Origin of the sequence: Streptomyces sp. NPDC048734 (assembly GCF_043198675.1) — a bacterium.
GTDB lineage: Bacteria > Actinomycetota > Actinomycetes > Streptomycetales > Streptomycetaceae > Streptomyces.
Window position 1 is genome coordinate 213,212 of the sequence record NZ_JBICUZ010000007.1, and the last position, 15,019, is coordinate 228,230.

At 73.1% G+C, this 15,019-nt stretch carries 12 protein-coding genes and 2 pseudogenes; 6 read left to right on the top strand and 8 right to left on the bottom strand.

Annotated elements, in window-relative coordinates:
• Positions 1-308: 308 nt before the first annotated feature.
• The 3 genes from ACGFQC_RS20500 to ACGFQC_RS20510 are packed head-to-tail and all read right to left on the bottom strand — an operon-like array spanning position 309 to position 2,672.
• Complete coding sequence (locus ACGFQC_RS20500) at positions 309-1,400, bottom strand: NAD(P)-dependent alcohol dehydrogenase (protein WP_363089733.1); 1,092 nt, start codon at positions 1,398-1,400, stop codon at positions 309-311.
• The gene (locus ACGFQC_RS20505; RefSeq protein WP_363089732.1) at positions 1,397-1,876 is read right to left on the bottom strand and encodes a DUF4334 domain-containing protein; all 480 of its coding nucleotides are present in this window, start codon (positions 1,874-1,876) and stop codon (positions 1,397-1,399) included. The genes ACGFQC_RS20500 and ACGFQC_RS20505 overlap by 4 nt, the downstream gene beginning before the upstream one ends.
• A 43-nt stretch (positions 1,877-1,919) precedes the next feature.
• Complete coding sequence (locus tag ACGFQC_RS20510) at positions 1,920-2,672, bottom strand: TetR/AcrR family transcriptional regulator (RefSeq protein WP_363089731.1); 753 nt, start codon at positions 2,670-2,672, stop codon at positions 1,920-1,922.
• Between the two features lie 317 nt (positions 2,673-2,989).
• On the opposite strand from ACGFQC_RS20510, the gene ACGFQC_RS20515 reads away from it, so the two are divergent.
• From ACGFQC_RS20515 to ACGFQC_RS20535, 5 genes and pseudogenes are all read left to right on the top strand, one after another.
• Positions 2,990-4,144 (top strand): CaiB/BaiF CoA-transferase family protein, encoded by a 1,155-nt coding sequence (locus ACGFQC_RS20515; protein WP_363089730.1) that lies wholly within the window; start codon positions 2,990-2,992, stop codon positions 4,142-4,144.
• On the top strand, positions 4,144-5,169 hold the full coding sequence (locus ACGFQC_RS20520) for an LLM class F420-dependent oxidoreductase (protein WP_363089729.1): 1,026 nt from the start codon (positions 4,144-4,146) through the stop codon (positions 5,167-5,169). The genes ACGFQC_RS20515 and ACGFQC_RS20520 overlap by 1 nt, the downstream gene beginning before the upstream one ends.
• The gene (locus tag ACGFQC_RS20525; RefSeq protein WP_363089728.1) at positions 5,166-6,314 is read left to right on the top strand and encodes an acyl-CoA dehydrogenase family protein; all 1,149 of its coding nucleotides are present in this window, start codon (positions 5,166-5,168) and stop codon (positions 6,312-6,314) included. The genes ACGFQC_RS20520 and ACGFQC_RS20525 overlap by 4 nt, the downstream gene beginning before the upstream one ends.
• Before the next feature lie 58 nt (positions 6,315-6,372).
• A pseudogene (locus tag ACGFQC_RS20530) lies at positions 6,373-6,528 on the top strand (acetyl-CoA C-acyltransferase); the annotation flags it as partial.
• A gap of 166 nt (positions 6,529-6,694) precedes the next feature.
• Positions 6,695-8,527 (top strand): AMP-dependent synthetase/ligase, encoded by a 1,833-nt coding sequence (locus ACGFQC_RS20535; protein ID WP_363089727.1) that lies wholly within the window; start codon positions 6,695-6,697, stop codon positions 8,525-8,527.
• Positions 8,528-8,710: 183 nt separating this feature from the next.
• Here ACGFQC_RS20535 and ACGFQC_RS20540 read toward each other — a convergent pair whose 3' ends face one another.
• A complete protein-coding gene (locus ACGFQC_RS20540) occupies positions 8,711-9,850 on the bottom strand; it encodes an acyl-CoA dehydrogenase family protein (RefSeq protein WP_363089726.1) in 1,140 nt (379 codons plus the stop codon).
• 128 nt (positions 9,851-9,978) lie between these two features.
• On the opposite strand from ACGFQC_RS20540, the gene ACGFQC_RS20545 reads away from it, so the two are divergent.
• Positions 9,979-10,605, top strand: a complete 627-nt coding sequence (locus ACGFQC_RS20545) for a TetR/AcrR family transcriptional regulator (RefSeq protein ID WP_363089725.1) — start codon at positions 9,979-9,981, stop codon at positions 10,603-10,605.
• 83 nt (positions 10,606-10,688) lie between these two features.
• Here the strand turns inward: ACGFQC_RS20545 and ACGFQC_RS20550 are convergent, their stop codons facing one another.
• The 4 genes and pseudogenes from ACGFQC_RS20550 to ACGFQC_RS20565 form a co-directional block, all read right to left on the bottom strand.
• Complete coding sequence (locus tag ACGFQC_RS20550; protein ID WP_363089724.1) at positions 10,689-12,194, bottom strand: aldehyde dehydrogenase family protein; 1,506 nt, start codon at positions 12,192-12,194, stop codon at positions 10,689-10,691.
• Positions 12,191-13,132, bottom strand: a complete 942-nt coding sequence (locus ACGFQC_RS20555) for an oxygenase MpaB family protein (protein WP_363089723.1) — start codon at positions 13,130-13,132, stop codon at positions 12,191-12,193. Before ACGFQC_RS20555 ends, ACGFQC_RS20550 begins: the two co-directional genes overlap by 4 nt.
• An 870-nt stretch (positions 13,133-14,002) precedes the next feature.
• Positions 14,003-14,298: pseudogene (locus ACGFQC_RS20560) on the bottom strand (hypothetical protein); the annotation flags it as partial.
• Positions 14,299-14,314: 16 nt separating this feature from the next.
• Entirely contained in the window at positions 14,315-15,001 is a 687-nt protein-coding gene (locus ACGFQC_RS20565) for a DUF5825 family protein (protein ID WP_363089722.1), read from the bottom strand.
• Between the last annotated feature and the right edge of the window lie 18 nt (positions 15,002-15,019).

The following is a 15,019-nucleotide window of genomic DNA, read 5'->3' on the forward strand; positions in this document are numbered from 1 at the left end:
GTTCAGTCAATCACACGCCGTCAGCGGGCCCGGCCGCCTCGGCGCGGACCGCCCGGGACGCGACCGCGGGACCACTCACCGGGGATCACTTCCCGCTTGATCCGCCGTCCCGGGACGCGTACGGCTCGTGCCGACTGCCGACTGCCGACTGCCGACTGCCGACTGCCGACTGCCGACTGCCGACTGCCGACTGCCGACTGCCGACTGCCGACTGCCGATGGGCGACTGCCGATGGGCGACGGGCGGCTGTCGGCAGTCCGGCGGGGCCCGCCGTCCGGCACCGCCGTTCCCGGTGCCGGAGCAGCCGGTCAGGTGAAGGTGAGGACCGGCTTGACCACGGTGCCGTCCCCCATGGCGGCCACGGCCGCGCCGATGTCCTCGAACGGGAACGTGGTGACCAGCCGGTCGAGCGGGAAGAGGCCACGACCGTGCAGGCCGATCAGCTCGGGGAGGAAGCGGCCGGGGTCGGAGTCCCCCTCGATCACCCCGTGCACGCGGACGCCCTTGGCGAGCAGGCCCATCACGTCGAACGTCACCTCACCGCCGATGCTGAGGAGGGCGAGTTCGCCCCGCGGGCGCAGTGCGCCGACGGCCCTGCGGGCCATCTCCGGACGGCCGGTGGTCTCGACGACGTGGTGCGCACCACCGCCGGTGAGGTCGCGCAGCGCCGCCACCAGACCGTCCCCGGGGGCCAGGGCCGCCGTGGCCCCCAGTCCGGTGGCCAGGGCACGGCGGGAGGCGACCGGGTCGACGGCCACCACCGGATCGCAGCCCGCGGCCACCGCGGCCATCAGCGCGCTCAGACCGACCCCGCCCGCGCCCAGGACGACCAGCGAGGAGCCCGGTTCGGGGCGCAGCCGGTTGAGCACGGTGCCCGCGCCCGTCTGGCCGCTGCAGCCCAGTGGCGCGGCGACCGCGGCCGGCAGGTCGGAGGGCACCTTGACCGCGCCGCGTTCGTGGACGACGGTGTGCGTGGCGAAGCTGGACTGGCCGAAGAAGCCGGCGTGGAGCGGTGCGCCGCCGAGCGAGAGCGAGGTGGTGCCGTCGTCGCGCCCACCGGAGAAGTTGCGGGCCTGCGCGGAGCGGCAGTACGCCGGGTGGCCCGCCGCGCACTGCTCGCAGGCGCCGCAACTGGCGAAGGTGAGGCAGACGGAGTCTCCCGGCGCGAGGCCGGTCACCTCCGAGCCCACCGCCTCGACCCGGCCGGCGCCCTCGTGACCGAAGACCATCGGGGTGAGCCGCCGGGGCCAGACGTCCCGCATCGCAAGGTCGGTGTGGCAGATGCCGACCGCGGTCATCCTCACCAGGACCTCGTACGGCCGCGGGTCCTCGAGGTCCGCGTCCCGGACGGTGAACGGGGCGCCCGGCGCCTCGACGACCGCGGCGCGGACGCGCCTCACGATCCCTCGGGGACGCGCTCGAGGAAGAAGTAGTAGAAGGGGCCCTCCGGGGGGACCCCCTTGGCGTTCATGATCCCCATCAGCGTGGTGTCGTCCACCTGCTTGAAGTGGTCGAGGACCGGCTGGCCGTCGTAGACCATGGTGGCCGTCGTCTCTCCGCGGAACTCCACGGTCCACAGGCTGGCCTCGCCCTTGCCGAGTTCGCGGTTGGAGTACAGCTCGCCCTTGTCGTCCCGGCACATCAGCGGCTTGGCGTCGTGCACGGAGGCGAACGTCTTGCCGTACCAGCCGGCCTTCGCCAGCATGCCGTTGAGCGGGTGACCGGTGGCGAATTCGCCGCCCTTCCACCCACCGAGTATCTCCTCGGGGCGGACGGTGGCCAACGCCGCCCAGATCTCGTCGAGTTCGGCGGGGTCGACCGGGCCGTCCTGCTCCCGGAGCTCCTGGAACCGGGCGCGGGCCTCGAGCACGTCCATGCGGGTGTCCTCTCGTCGGTGGTGGCACCGTGGAAGCGATACGTCAGGATGTCTCCGGGGCGGGGCGCGCCGGAGACGGCCGCCCCGACCGCTGCCGGCCACTGCCGGCCGCCGGAGTCCGGGGAGGAGCGGGCCGTGGGAACGGGAGCGGAGGGTCGCCGGTGACCGCGCCGGGGTGGCCCACGGTGCCGAGGCTCAGCAGCACGTGGCGTTCGGCGACCTCCTCCGGGGTGAGCGGACCGTCCTCGCGGAACCAGTTGGCGACCCCCTGGCACATGACGAGCACCGAACGCACCGCGTCGGCCGGGATCGGTGTGGTGAACACCCCCTGGGCGCGGCCCGCTTCGACCGTGTCCAGCAGCATGTGCTCGAGATAGTCGCGCAGGGCGACGTAGCGCGCCCGGTTCTGGGGCTCCAGGCTGCGGATCTCCGTGTCCAGGAAGGCCAGTTGCCGACGGTGGGCCATGTAGAGCACGATCGACTCGACCATGCCGCAGAAGCGCGCCAGCGGATCCTCCCCGGCCTCCCCGGCAGCGGCGCGGCAGCGGTCCAGGACGTCCTTGATGGACGTCTCCAGCAGCGTGGTCAGCAGAGCCTGCTTGTTCTCGTAGTGGTAGTACAGCGCGGGCACGGTGACGCCGACGCGGCCGGCGATGTCCCGGACCGAAGTGCCGTGGTAGCCCGCTTCGTTGAAGGCCTCCATGGCGTGCGTCAGGATCGGGTGCAGCTCGAGCGGCCCGTAGGAGCGCCAGTGCTCCGCCGGCGGTGTGGTGTCCTGGCTCGGCGCGGTGTTCAACGGCTCTCCTCGGGACGGGCGGCGATCGGCGACATCGTACGGCCGTGAGTCCACCACGCCTCCCTCCGACTGCTTAGCGATCGATCAGTGAAACCCGGTCCCCGGTGGCCGGCCTGATGTCACTTCCCCAGTGTGCGTCCAGAAAAACTATCTCTGCAAGGGGAGTTGACCGACCGGCATCGCGCTCCTACGTTCTTAGCGAACGCTCAGTAAAACTCCGGCCGACGGCGGTGAGTCCGCCTTGACCCGAGCGCCCCGCTCCGAGCGCCTCGCGCCAAGAGCCCTGCCCCGAGCGTCTTGCACCGAGAAAGGAACCCATGAGCCGGCACTCCACCGAGCTTCCGGGCCCCGACGTGGCGGGCCCGCTGGACGGCGTACGCGTGGTCGAACTGGCGGGGATCGGTCCCGGTCCGTTCGCCGCGATGCTGCTCGCCGACCTGGGCGCCGACGTGGTGCGCGTGGACCGCCCCGGCCCCTCGCCGCTCGGCGGCGATCCCGCCCACGACGTGACCAACCGCAACAAGCGCTCCGTCCTGGTCGACCTCAAGTCGCCCGAAGGTCCGGAAACGGTGAGGGCGTTGGCGGCACGCGCCGAGATCCTGCTGGAGGGGTACCGACCCGGTGTCGCGGAGCGGCTCGGGGTCGGCCCCGAGGAGTGCACGGCCGCCAACCCCGCGCTGGTGTACGGCCGGATGACAGGCTGGGGCCAGCGAGGTCCCCTCGCGCCCCTGGCCGGACACGACATCGGCTACATCGCCACCGCGGGCGCCCTGTCCATGATCGGTGCGCCGGACGGACGACCCGTCTTCCCCGTCAACCTGCTCGGCGACTACGCGGGCGGCTCCCTCTACCTGACCACCGGCGTCCTCGCCGCGCTGCTCACCGCCCGCGCCACCGGCCGCGGCCAGGTGGTGGACGCCGCGATCGTGGACGGCGCCGCACACCTCACCGCCATGTTCTGGGGCATGCTCGCCGAGGGCACCTGGCAGGACGCCCGCGGCCGCAACCTGCTCGACGGCGGCTGCCCCCACTACGGCGTCTACGAGACCGCCGACGGCGGCTGGATGGCGGTCGGCGCCCTCGAGCCGCAGTTCTACACGGTGTTCGTCTCCCTGCTGGGCCTGGTCGGCGAGGACCTGCCGGACCGCGCCGACCCGCGCAACTGGCCCGAGCTGCGGGCCGTGTTCACCGCCCGGTTCAAGACCGCCACCCGTGACGAGTGGACGGCCCGTTTCGAAGGCACCGACGCCTGCGTCGCGCCCGTGCTCTCGCTGCACGAGGCGGCCGGTCACCGGCACCTGACCGGACGGGGCACCTACACCGAGGCGTACGGCGTCACCCAGCCCGCTCCCGCCCCCCGTTTCTCCGCCACCCCCGGCACCCTCCGGCGCCCCCCGGCCGTCCCCGGCGCGCACACCCCCGACGTGGCCCGCGACTGGGGCGTGCCCGAACTGCTGAAGGACCACTGCTGATGGAACTGTCCTCACCGCTGACGTACGCCGGCGAGCCGCGCGCCGCCGCGGACCGCGTCGCCGGCCTGGAGTCCGCGGGCCTCGACGCCGTCTGGGTGGCCGAGGCCTACGGCTTCGACTCCCCGACGACCATGGGATACCTCGCCGCGAAGACCGAGCGGATGCGGATCGGCTCGGCCGTTCTCAACGTCTACTCCCGCACCCCCGCGCTGATCGCCCAGACCGCGGCCGGACTCGACGCCCTCACCGGCGGCCGCGCCCTCCTGGGTGTCGGCGCCTCCGGACCCCAGGTCGTCGAGGGCTGGCACGGGCGCCGTTACGACCGCCCGCTGGGCCGCACCCGCGAGGTGATCGAGCTGTCCCGGCGGATCTGGCGGCGCGAGGTGATCGAGCACCACGGCATCACCGACCTGCCCCTGCCGGCCGGGAAGGGGGGCACCCTCGGCAAACCGCTGAAGCTGCTGAACCACCCGGTCCGCGACGCCGTCCCGGTCTACGTCGCGGCGCTGGGCCCGGCCAACGTCCGGATGACCGCCGAGATCGCCGACGGATGGCTGCCGTTCCTCTACGTCCCCGAGCACGCCGCCGAGGTCTGGGGCGGCCCCCTCGCGGAGGGCACCGCACGCCGAGACCCCGCGCTCGGCCCGCTCTCGGTCGTGGCGGGCGGCCTGCTGGCCATCGGCGACGACGCGGAGGCCGTCCGTGAGCTGATGCGCCCCACCGTCGCCCTCTACGTCGGCGGCATGGGCGCTTCCGGCCGCAACTTCTACCACGACCTCGTCTGCTCCTACGGCTACGGGGCCGCCGCGGACGCCGTCCAGGAGCACTACCTCGCCGGCCGCAAGAAGGACGCGGAGGCCGCCGTACCGGCCGAACTGCTGGAGCTCCTCTGCCTGGCCGGCCCCGAGGGCTACGTCCGCGACCGCGTCGAGGTCTTCCGCGCGGCGGGCGTGACCATGCTCAACGTCACCCCCGTCGGTCCCGACCCAGCCCGTCTGATCGAGCGCGTGAGGAGTTGGCTGTGACACCGCGACGAGACCTGTACGGCCCCGACCACGAGGCCTTCCGCGAGACGGTGCGGACCTTCCTCGCCAAGGAGGTGACCCCGCACCACGAACGCTGGGAGAAGGACGGCGTCGTCGACCGCGAGGTGTGGCGCTCGGCAGGCCGCCGGGGCCTGCTCGGCATGGCCGTCGGCGAGGAGTACGGCGGCGGCGGGACCGGCGACTTCCGGTACAGCGCCGTCCTCATCGAGGAGTTCGCCCGCGCGGGTGCCTCCGGGCTGGCCCTGAGCCTGCACAACGACATCGTCGGCCCGTACCTGACCCGGCTCGCCACACAGGAGCAGAAGCGGCGCTGGCTGCCCGGATTCGTCTCCGGCGACCTCGTCACCGCCATCGCCATGACGGAAGCCGGCGCCGGTTCCGACCTGCAGGGCATCCGCACCACCGCCACCGACCAGGGCGACCACTACCTGCTCAACGGCGCGAAGACCTTCATCTCCAACGGCATCCTCGCCGACCTCGTCGTCGTGGTGGCCCGCACCACCCCCGAGGGCGGCAGCGGCGGGCAGAGCCTGCTCGTCGTCGAGCGCGGCACGGCGGGTTTCGAACGCGGCCGCAACCTCGACAAGATCGGCCAGAAGGCCCAGGACACCGCCGAGTTGTTCTTCAACGACGTACGCGTCCCCAAGGAGAACCTGCTGGGGGAGGAGAACCGGGCCTTCGCCCACCTCATGGACAACCTCGCCCAGGAGCGGCTGGCCATCGCGGTCGGCGCCGCCGCCGCGGCCGAGGAGATCCTGGACGTCACCACGCGGTACGTGAAGGAGCGCGTGGCCTTCGGGAGACCGCTGGCCACGCTCCAGCACATCCGCTTCGAGATCGCCGAGATGGCCACCGAGGCCGCGGTCACCCGGACCTTCGTCGACCGCTGCGTCGCCGAGCACAGCCAGGGCCGGCTCGACGCCGTGCACGCCTCGATGGCCAAGTGGTGGGCCACCGAACTGCAGAAGCGGACCGTCGACCGTTGTCTTCAACTCCACGGCGGATACGGCTACATGAGCGAGTTCCGGGTGGCCCGCGCGTTCCTCGACAGCCGCATCCAGACCATCTACGGCGGCACCACCGAGATCATGAAGGAGATCATCGGCCGCTCGCTGCTCGGCTGACCGCCGACCGCCCCCCGACGACACCCGTGTCGCGTTCGCGACTGCGTCCGGACCCGACTTCGTCCCGCAGGGCATCGGCGCTGACCTGATCGCCACTCTGGAGGGCTTCTCCCGGCACGACGTGGACTCCTACGCGGAGCTCTCCCAGGAGCGGGCGGCCGCCGCCCGGCAGGACGGTCGCTTCGACCGCTCCGGCGGCCCACGCCGCCCCCGCACCTCCTGCCCACCGACCGGCTCGGGTGCGCGGGGCCGTCGTTCCCCGGAGCCCGGGCCCACGGTCGGCCGTCCCGCTTCCCGCCGGTTCCACCAGGCACGCCCGCAGGGGCTTTCAGCGCCCCGGTCTCCCCAGACGCTCCCTCCCGACCCGCAAGGGGACCCCGATGACATCAGCACCCCGCACCACCGGTGACCTGCCCGGCGACCCGGCCGACCGGACCCTGCCGCATCTGCTGGCCCGAAACGCCCGCGAGTACCCTCGGCTCCCCGCCCTCTCCTGGCAGTCGGCGGACCCGGACGGCGACTGGACGACGCTCAGCTGGGCGGAGGTCCAGGAGCACACCCGAAGCCTCGCCGCCGGCTACCGGGCCCTCGGCGTCGGCCGCGGCGACCACGTACTGCTGATGACGGCCAACCGGCCCGAACACTGGCTGTCGGACCTGGCGCTGGTCCGCCTCGGTGCGGTCCCGGTCAGTGTCTACGGCACCGCGGCCCCCGAGCAGATCACCCACATCGCCCGTAACTGCCGGGCCCGCCTCGCCGTCGTGGAGGGGGCGGCGCAGGTCGCCGTGTGGGAGCCGTTGCTGGCCGACGCCGACACCCCGCTGGAGCGGCTGGTGGTGGTCGAGGCGGGTGCGCGGGGCGGTCACCTCCCGTACGCCGGCCTGCTCCGCGAACCGGTGCCGGAGCGGTTCGCCGGGGAACTGGACGCCGCCCGCCCCGAGGACCCGCTGACCGTCGTCTACACCTCCGGCACCACCGGCGAGCCCAAGGGCGTCGTCCTCACCCACCGCCAGGTGATGTCCAACGCCCTGGCGCTGGACGCCGTGGTGGAGCTGCCCCCGCACGTCGAACACGTCTGCTACCTGCCCTTCGCCCACATCGCCGAGCGGATGCTGGGCATCTACCTGCCCTGCCACCGGGCCTCGCACGTCTACCTCTGCGTCGACCCGACGCGCGTCGGCGAGGTGGTGCGCAAGGTGCGCCCCGCGCAGTTCTTCGGCGTGCCGAGGATCTGGGAGAAACTGTCCGCCGCCGTGCGGGCCGTCCTCTCACTGATGCCGGCCGAGCAGCGGGTGGTCATCGACCGGGCGTTCGAGGTCGCCCGCGAGCACGTCGGGTACCGCGAGCGGGGCGAGACCCCGCCCGCCGGGCTCGAGGAGCGCTACGCGCGCGTCCGCGAGGACGTGCTGCTGCCCATGCTGGCCGCGGGCGGGCTGGACCGGGTGACCTGGTCGGCCAGCGCGTCGGCGCCGATGCCGCTCGACGTGGTGAGGTTCTGGGCCGGTTTCGGCATCGTCGTCATGGACGCCTGGGGGCTGACCGAGACCACCGGCGTGGCCACCGGCAACAGCCCGAAGACCGGCTTCCGGCTCGGCTCGGTGGGACGCCCGGTCGAGTCCGTGGAGATCCGTACCGCCGAGGACGGCGAGATCCTGGTGCGGGGTTCGTCCGTCTTCTCCGGCTACCTCCAGCCGGACGGCTCGGTGCGGTCCGCCCTGGACGCCGACGGCTGGCTGGCCACCGGTGACATCGGCCGGATCGACGAGGACGGCTTCCTCTGGCTCACCGACCGGAAGAAGGAGATGATCGTCACCTCCACCGGCAAGAACGTCTCGCCGGCCCTGGTGGAGAACGCCCTCAAGGAACACCCCCTGATCGGCCAGGCGATGGTGCACGGCGACAACCGCTCCTACCTGGTCGCCCTGCTGGTGCTCGACGCGGAGGCCGCCCCCGCCTGGGCCGTGGCCCACGGCGTCGAGGCGGAGGGGGGACTGGCCGGGCTGGCACGACACCCCGCCGTCCGGGCGGAGGTGGACCGCGCGGTCGCCGCCGCCAACACCCGGCTCAACCGCACCGAGCAGGTCAAGCGGTACGAGCTGCTCGCCGAGGAGTGGGGTCCGGCGACCGGCGAGCTGACGCCGTCGCTGAAGATGCGGCGCCGGGTCATCCGGGACAAGTACGCCGACGAGCTGTCCGAGCTCTACCCCGACTGACCGGGCCGCTTTCCTTCCACACCCCTCGCCCCGTCGCCCCTCGGGCCGTTACCTGTCGCCTGTCGCCTGTCGCCTGTCGCCTGTCGCCCCCGCGCCCGCACGGTCCCGTGCTTCCCGCACGCGAACGGCGGCCGCCCACCCCCGTCCGAGGGATGGGCGGCCGCCGTTCGCGTGCGGGGCGGCTCAGAGACCGTAGGTCTTGCCGATGACGTCCCGCTGGATCTCGCTGGTCCCGCCGTAGACCGTGGAGGCGACCGCGACCCGCAGGTGGCGTTCCATGTCGAACTCCGTGGTGTAGCCGTAACCGCCCATCATCTGCATGCCCTCCAGCGCGGCCCGTTTGGCGAGCTCGGTGGCCTTCAGCTTGGCCATGGACGCCTCGCGCGGGAACAGCCGGTCCGGCTGCGCGTCGCAGTCCAGAGCCACCTCGCGCACCAGCAGCCGGGTGCACTCGATCTCGGTGGCGAGATCGGCGATCCGGTGCCTGAGCGCCTGGAAGGACCCGACGGGCCGCCCGAACTGCTCGCGTTCGCGCACATGGGCGACGGCGTCGTCGAAGGCGCGGCGTGCCAGGCCGAGCATGTTCGCGGCCAGGAAGAGCCGCTCGTGGTTCAGGCCGGCCATCAACTGCCGCCAGCCGTCGTCCACCTGGCCGACGACCGCGTCCGCGGGCAGCCGCACCCCGGTGAGGAAGACGTCGTTGACCTCCCGGCCGCGCATGGTCTCGATGCCCCGCACCTCCACACCGGTGGCGTCGGCGGGCAGATGGAACATGGTCAGACCGCCGTGCTTGTCCTCGCCGGTGCGGGCCACCAGAAGGATGCTCTTCGCGCAGTGGGCGTTGGAGATCCAGGTCTTCTGACCGTCGATCACCCACGTGCCGTCCCCCTGCCGCCGGGCGCGGCAACGCAGCGCGCCGACGTCCGACCCGGCCTCCGGCTCCGACATGGCGATGGACAGGACGTCGCCGCGCACGGCGCCGGGCAGCACCTCCCGCCGCTGCCGCTCGGTGCCGAACCGCTCGTACGCCTTCGCGGCGATGACGGTGGTGACGAAACCCCCGCACGGGACCATCCCGTACGAGGTCTCCTCCAGGAAGAGGCAGGCGTCGGCCAGTCCGCCGCCGGCGCCCTCGTACTCCTCGGGCAGGCACACCCCGAGCCAGCCCAGGTCGGCGAGCCTTCCGTACAACTCGGGGTGATGGGCCTCGCGGCCTCCTCCCGTCAGCGCGTCACGCTGCTCCCGGGTGCCGCACTCGCGCTTGGCGAAATCGCGCACGGCAGCGGCGAAAGCGGTCTGTTCCTCGGTGAGTCGACTGCCCATCAGGTCCTCCGGGTTCCGGGTGCCGGTCGGCGGCTCGGTCAGGGTCGGGCAAGCAGCGGAGTTACAAAGACATGCTAGATGTTTCAGAGTCTCTCGGGGGGTCGTTCGCCGGTATCGTGAGGAGCACCATGAGAACTGACACGAACGACTCGTGGCTCGACCGGGTCCTCGCCCAGCCGGAGCCGGAGGACCCCGTGGCGCGCGGGATCCTCGACGCAGCACTGGAGCAGTTCACCCTCCTGGGGCTGCGCCGTTCCTCCGTGGACGACGTCGCCAAGCGGGCCGGCGTCTCCCGGGTCACCGTCTACCGGCGCTTCCACACCAAGGACAAGCTGGTCGAGGAGACCCTGCTGCGCGAACTCGGCCGCTTCTTCCAGCGGCTGGACGCGGCGGTGGCGGCGCTGCCGACCATGAAGGAGCGGGTCGTCGAGGGCTTCGTGGTCGCCCTGCGCCACACCCGCGCCCACCCGCTCTTCGGCGGCCTGCTGCGCCTCGAACCCGAGCTGGTGCTGCCCTACCTGACCGTGCAGGGCGGTTCCTCGCTCTCCGCCACCGTCGAGTACCTGACGGTCCATCTGCGTCGCGCGCAACAGGTCGAGGGCCGTCCCGACGACGACCCGCGTCCGGTCGCCGAGCTGATGGTGCGGGTCGCTGTGTCCTTCCTGCTCAACCCCGCCAGCTGCATCGAGATGGAGGACGAGGACCAGGCCCGGGCCTTCGCCCGCCGCTACCTGGCCCCGCTGCTGGAGGCCTGACCTGCCGGTTCGCCCGGACGGACGGTTCGTCCGGACGGACGGTTCGCCCGTACGGTCCGGCGGGCCGGGCGCCGCCCGCTCGTTCAGCGGCGCCGGTGCAGTGCCCTGGCCAGCCGCACCGCGCGCTCCCGCGTGGCGGCCGGAACCCCGAAGGAGGTCAGCACGATCGGCGGGGTGAACCGCTGCACCGTCGTCGACTGCACGGAGGTGAAGGCACGCAGCCCTTCCGCGCCGTGGATCCGCCCGAAGCCGGAGTCCCGCGACCCGCCGAACGGCAGCGCGGGCACCGCCGCGAAGCCCAGCACCGAGTTCACCGACACCGCCCCCGCGCGCAGTCGCGCCGCGATGGCCGCACCGGCGCGCCCGTCGCGGCAGAACACCGCGGCCCCCAGGGCGTAGCGCGAGGCGTTGGCCCGCTCCACCGCCTCGTCCACGTCGGCCACCGCGTTGATCGCCACGACCGGCCCGAAGGTCTCCTCCGTCATCGCCGCCGCGTCCTCCGGAACACCGGTCAGCACGACCGGCGCGACGAACGGGGCGCGCACCGACTCGGGCCCGCCCAGCAGGGCCCGCGCACCCGCCGAGACCGCACCGGTCACATGCCGCTCGACGATCGCGACCTGGTCCGGCAGGGTCATCGGGCCGTAGGACGCGTCCGCCCCGGCACCCGGGCGCAGCGCCCCGGCCCGCTCGACCACCCGCTCGCACAGCGCCGCGTGGATCCCGCGCACCGCGTAGACGCGCTCCACCCCCGCGCAGGTCTGGCCCGCGTTGCTCAGCGCGCCCCACACGATCGCGTCGGCGGCCGCGTCCAGGTCCGCGTCCGCGGTGACGATCACCGCGTCCTTCCCGCCGCACTCGGCGAGGAACGGCGTCAGCGTCTCGGCGCACACCGCCATCACCTTGCGGGCCGTCCCCGGCGAACCGGTGAACGCGAGCTTGTCGACCCCGGACCGGGCCAGGGCGTCCCCGGTGGACGCCGCGCCGGTGACGGTGGTGAGCAGCCCGGCGTGCCCGGGCACGGCGGCGTCGAACAGCTCGGCGAGCAGGACCCCGGTGCCCGGCGTCAGCTCGGACGGCTTGAGGACCACGGCGTTCCCCGCGGCCAGGGCATAACCGACGGAGCCCATCGGGGTGTACAGGGGGTAGTTCCAGGGGCCGATCACACCGACCACCCCCAGCGGCCGGTGCACCAGCGAGGCCCGCTGGTGGACGGTGAACAGTCCGGTGCCCACCTTCCGCCGGCGCAGCACGCGTTCGGCGTTGCGGGCGGCCCAGCCCAGGTGCTCCAGCGTGAGGACGACCTCCAGCGCGGCGTCACCGGCCGGCTTGCCGGTCTCCCCGGCGATGACGGCTGCCACGGCGTCCAGGTCGGCGGCGAGGGCCCTCTTCCAGCGCAGCAGGTGGTCGCGGCGCCGGGACGCGGGCAGCGCCGCCCAGCCGGCCTGGGCGGTCCGGGCCGAGGCCATGGCGCGGGAGACCTCTTCCGGCCCGTTCACCGGGTGTGCGGCGATCGGCTCGCCGGTGGCGGGGGAGTACGTGGTGAAGGTCGCGGCGCGGGGCGCGGTGGGCGGGGCGGTGTCGGTCATCGGGTCTCCTGACGGGGAACACGGGGTGCGGACGGCCGCGCCGGAGAGGAGGCCCGTTCCGGCGGCGTCTCGTCCTGGAGCGGGGTCGGGGGACGGGAGTGCACCCAGCGCGGACCCAGGTCGTCCAGGGTCCAGCCGAACGGATAGGTCCGCGCCCTGGGCTTGCGCGGGAACCGCTCCGGCCGCGCGGGCAGCAGACGGATCAGCGAGGCCCGGACGCGGAACACGCGGTGGACCGCGGACCGCAGCCAGCGCGGCTCCGGACGGAAGCCGAGCGCCTCCAGCAGGGGTTCGTCCAGGACGGCGAGTACGACCCGGGACGCCGGCCGCCGCACCGGGGCCGGGTACCAGGAGGCCAGGATCCGCAGGGTGGCCGCGGCGACCCTGCGGTTGGCGGGGTCGTAGGCGAACATCTCCCGTTCGTAGTCGTCGTGGAGCCGTTCGAACGCGGCGTAGGTGCCGGGCACGCCGGAGAGGCCCATCATCTCGCCCATCCGCCGGCCCACCAGCGCCAGGGACTCGGTCTCCTGCCCGGACAGGCGCCGCCAGCCGAACCGGTCGATCCACCGCTTCGGCCCCACCACCGTGGTGGCCAGGACGTAGAGGAAGTCCTCGTTGGGGATCCGGTACCGGCCGTGTATGCGGTTCAGGTGACGGGCGGCCGCCCGGCCGTGCTCCGAGTCCGCCCCCGCGCGGACCATCTCGTAGGTGAGCAGTACCGTGTCGTCGTACCGTTTCTGGCCGGCGCGCTCGAACTCCTGTGTGCGGTCCAGGAGTCGGGAGATGCGCGGGACGCCGTAGTCGCGCAGGAACGCGATCGAGGTCCCGTGGAGATAGTCGCGGGGGAACTCGTAGTGGACGATCCACCGGTAGATCTGCTCGAAGTCCTGTCGAGGGTCCATCTGCTGGATGCGGCGGAGCCGGCCGTAGCGGCCCATGGGTGATCCCTCCTGTCCCGATCGTGGCCGACCGGCCCGCGGTGCGCGTGGTCGTGACGCAGACGTGGCCGGTCTCCGCGTCGACCGGCAGCCGGGCGCTGACGGCAGCTGAGTACGGATGTTCAGGTCGCGACGACGCCGCCGGTGAGCCGGGTGACGTGGCGACGTGGTGCCGCGCGGGTGGCGCCCCTCCCGGAACGGATCGTGGTGGTGCCGGCTGCACGGGATTCCCTGGGAAGCACCCCCTGTGAGTCGAAGATACTGAAACTATTGAGTTGTTTCACGGGACGTCAATACTCCGGACGGAACGGGGGACAGGAGGACTCGCCGGCCACGCCTCGGCTTCGGTTCGCGCCGTCAACTTCCCTGCGCGCAGAAACAGGTGACGGATCGTCCGATGCGTCGGCGCTCAGTGCTCGCCCCGTGTCGGACGACGTCCTCGGCCGACGCCCGCGACCGGTTCGGCGCGTCCCGGCCGGAGGGAGCCGGCACGCTCCGGCGGGGGTGCGCGGGTGCGCGTGCCGGACACGGACGCCCTACCGGAGCACCCTTGTCCGTACGCCGAGGCCCGGCAGGCATCCGGACTTCCGGTCCCGGAACGGAGAGGGCGCCCTGTCGGACGGCAGCGCCGGACGATACGACATCCCGCCCTCAGAGTGGTGATCCTCACCCTTCCGACCCGCCGCCAGAAGGCCGCGATGGGGGAAGGTCTTCGCGTCGGCGCGTCGCCGACAGCCGGAACGGTCTCGGGGGCGCCGGCGCCGACGGCATGCGCCTCCTCCTAGCCCTCGACCAGGCCGCGGACTGCCCGGACCGGACGGGGAGGCATCAGGAATCCCGACGTCGCGTCCCCGACCGGCCGAGCACCTTTCCCTGAGGCAGGCGGGCGCGCGGCCCGGACCGGCGGTGCGAGGGCGAGGCGAAGACGTCGCGGCGCTCCAGCGCGCGGAACGGCTGTTCCAGCACAGCACGCACACCGAGCATGCGTCGCGGTCCACCGCCCTTTCCGGCAGGTCGGCGTTCGCGCGCACCGCCTTGCGCCGGTGCGGCGGCACCGGCTTGCCGTCGATCTCGCGCGGCGGCAGAGCCTTCTCGCTCACCTTCCGCCGCGACGGGGCCGGCAGCCGCCGCACCCCGGTCAGGACCCGCGTCCCGCCGGTTGCCGCTCGGGAACACCCCGTCTCAGATCGTCATCGCCTCCTGTATCCAGCGGTTGACGCGGTACGGCAGCCACCACTCCACCCCGCCGACCGCGAGCACGAGTCGCTCCTCGCGGAAGTCGGCGAGCGCGTCCGACGGCACCGCCGACGCGGGAGCCCCGTACGCCAGGCGCTCGATCGCTTCCTGGTAGTGCGGCTCGTCCACCGTGAACCGGCGGAGATCTCCCCAGCGGCGGTCGCGGATCTGGACGAAGCCCGGCCCCTGCCGCCAGAGGCACTTGCCGAGGTAGTGGCCGTTGCGCCAGGTCCGCAGCGCGTCGTCCGCCCTCGCCGGGTCCACCCCCTCGATCCGCTGCGGCGGCTGGAGGTGGCTCAGGAGGCGGCCGATGTCCTCGGCGGCCGTCGGGCCCCCGTCCGGATCCGGCCGCAGGTCCCACTCGACGAGCACCGCACGGGCGGTCAGGTCCCTGACCAGGCTGAGGGTTCGTACGGCACGGGCCGCCGCGTCCGGCGTTCCCGTGTCGGCGAGATCGACGACGCCGGACAGCCGGACGCGGCGCGCGCCCAGTTCCCACAGCCGGTCGCATTCCTCGGCGACGGGACCGGTCAGCGCGACGTCGCCGAGGAACATCCCCGGCAGCGCGCAGGCGACGGGGTCGTAGTCACGCCAGACGGCGGCGGACGCGGTGAGGGTGGAGCTGGCACTCATCGGACTGGCCTCCAGGTG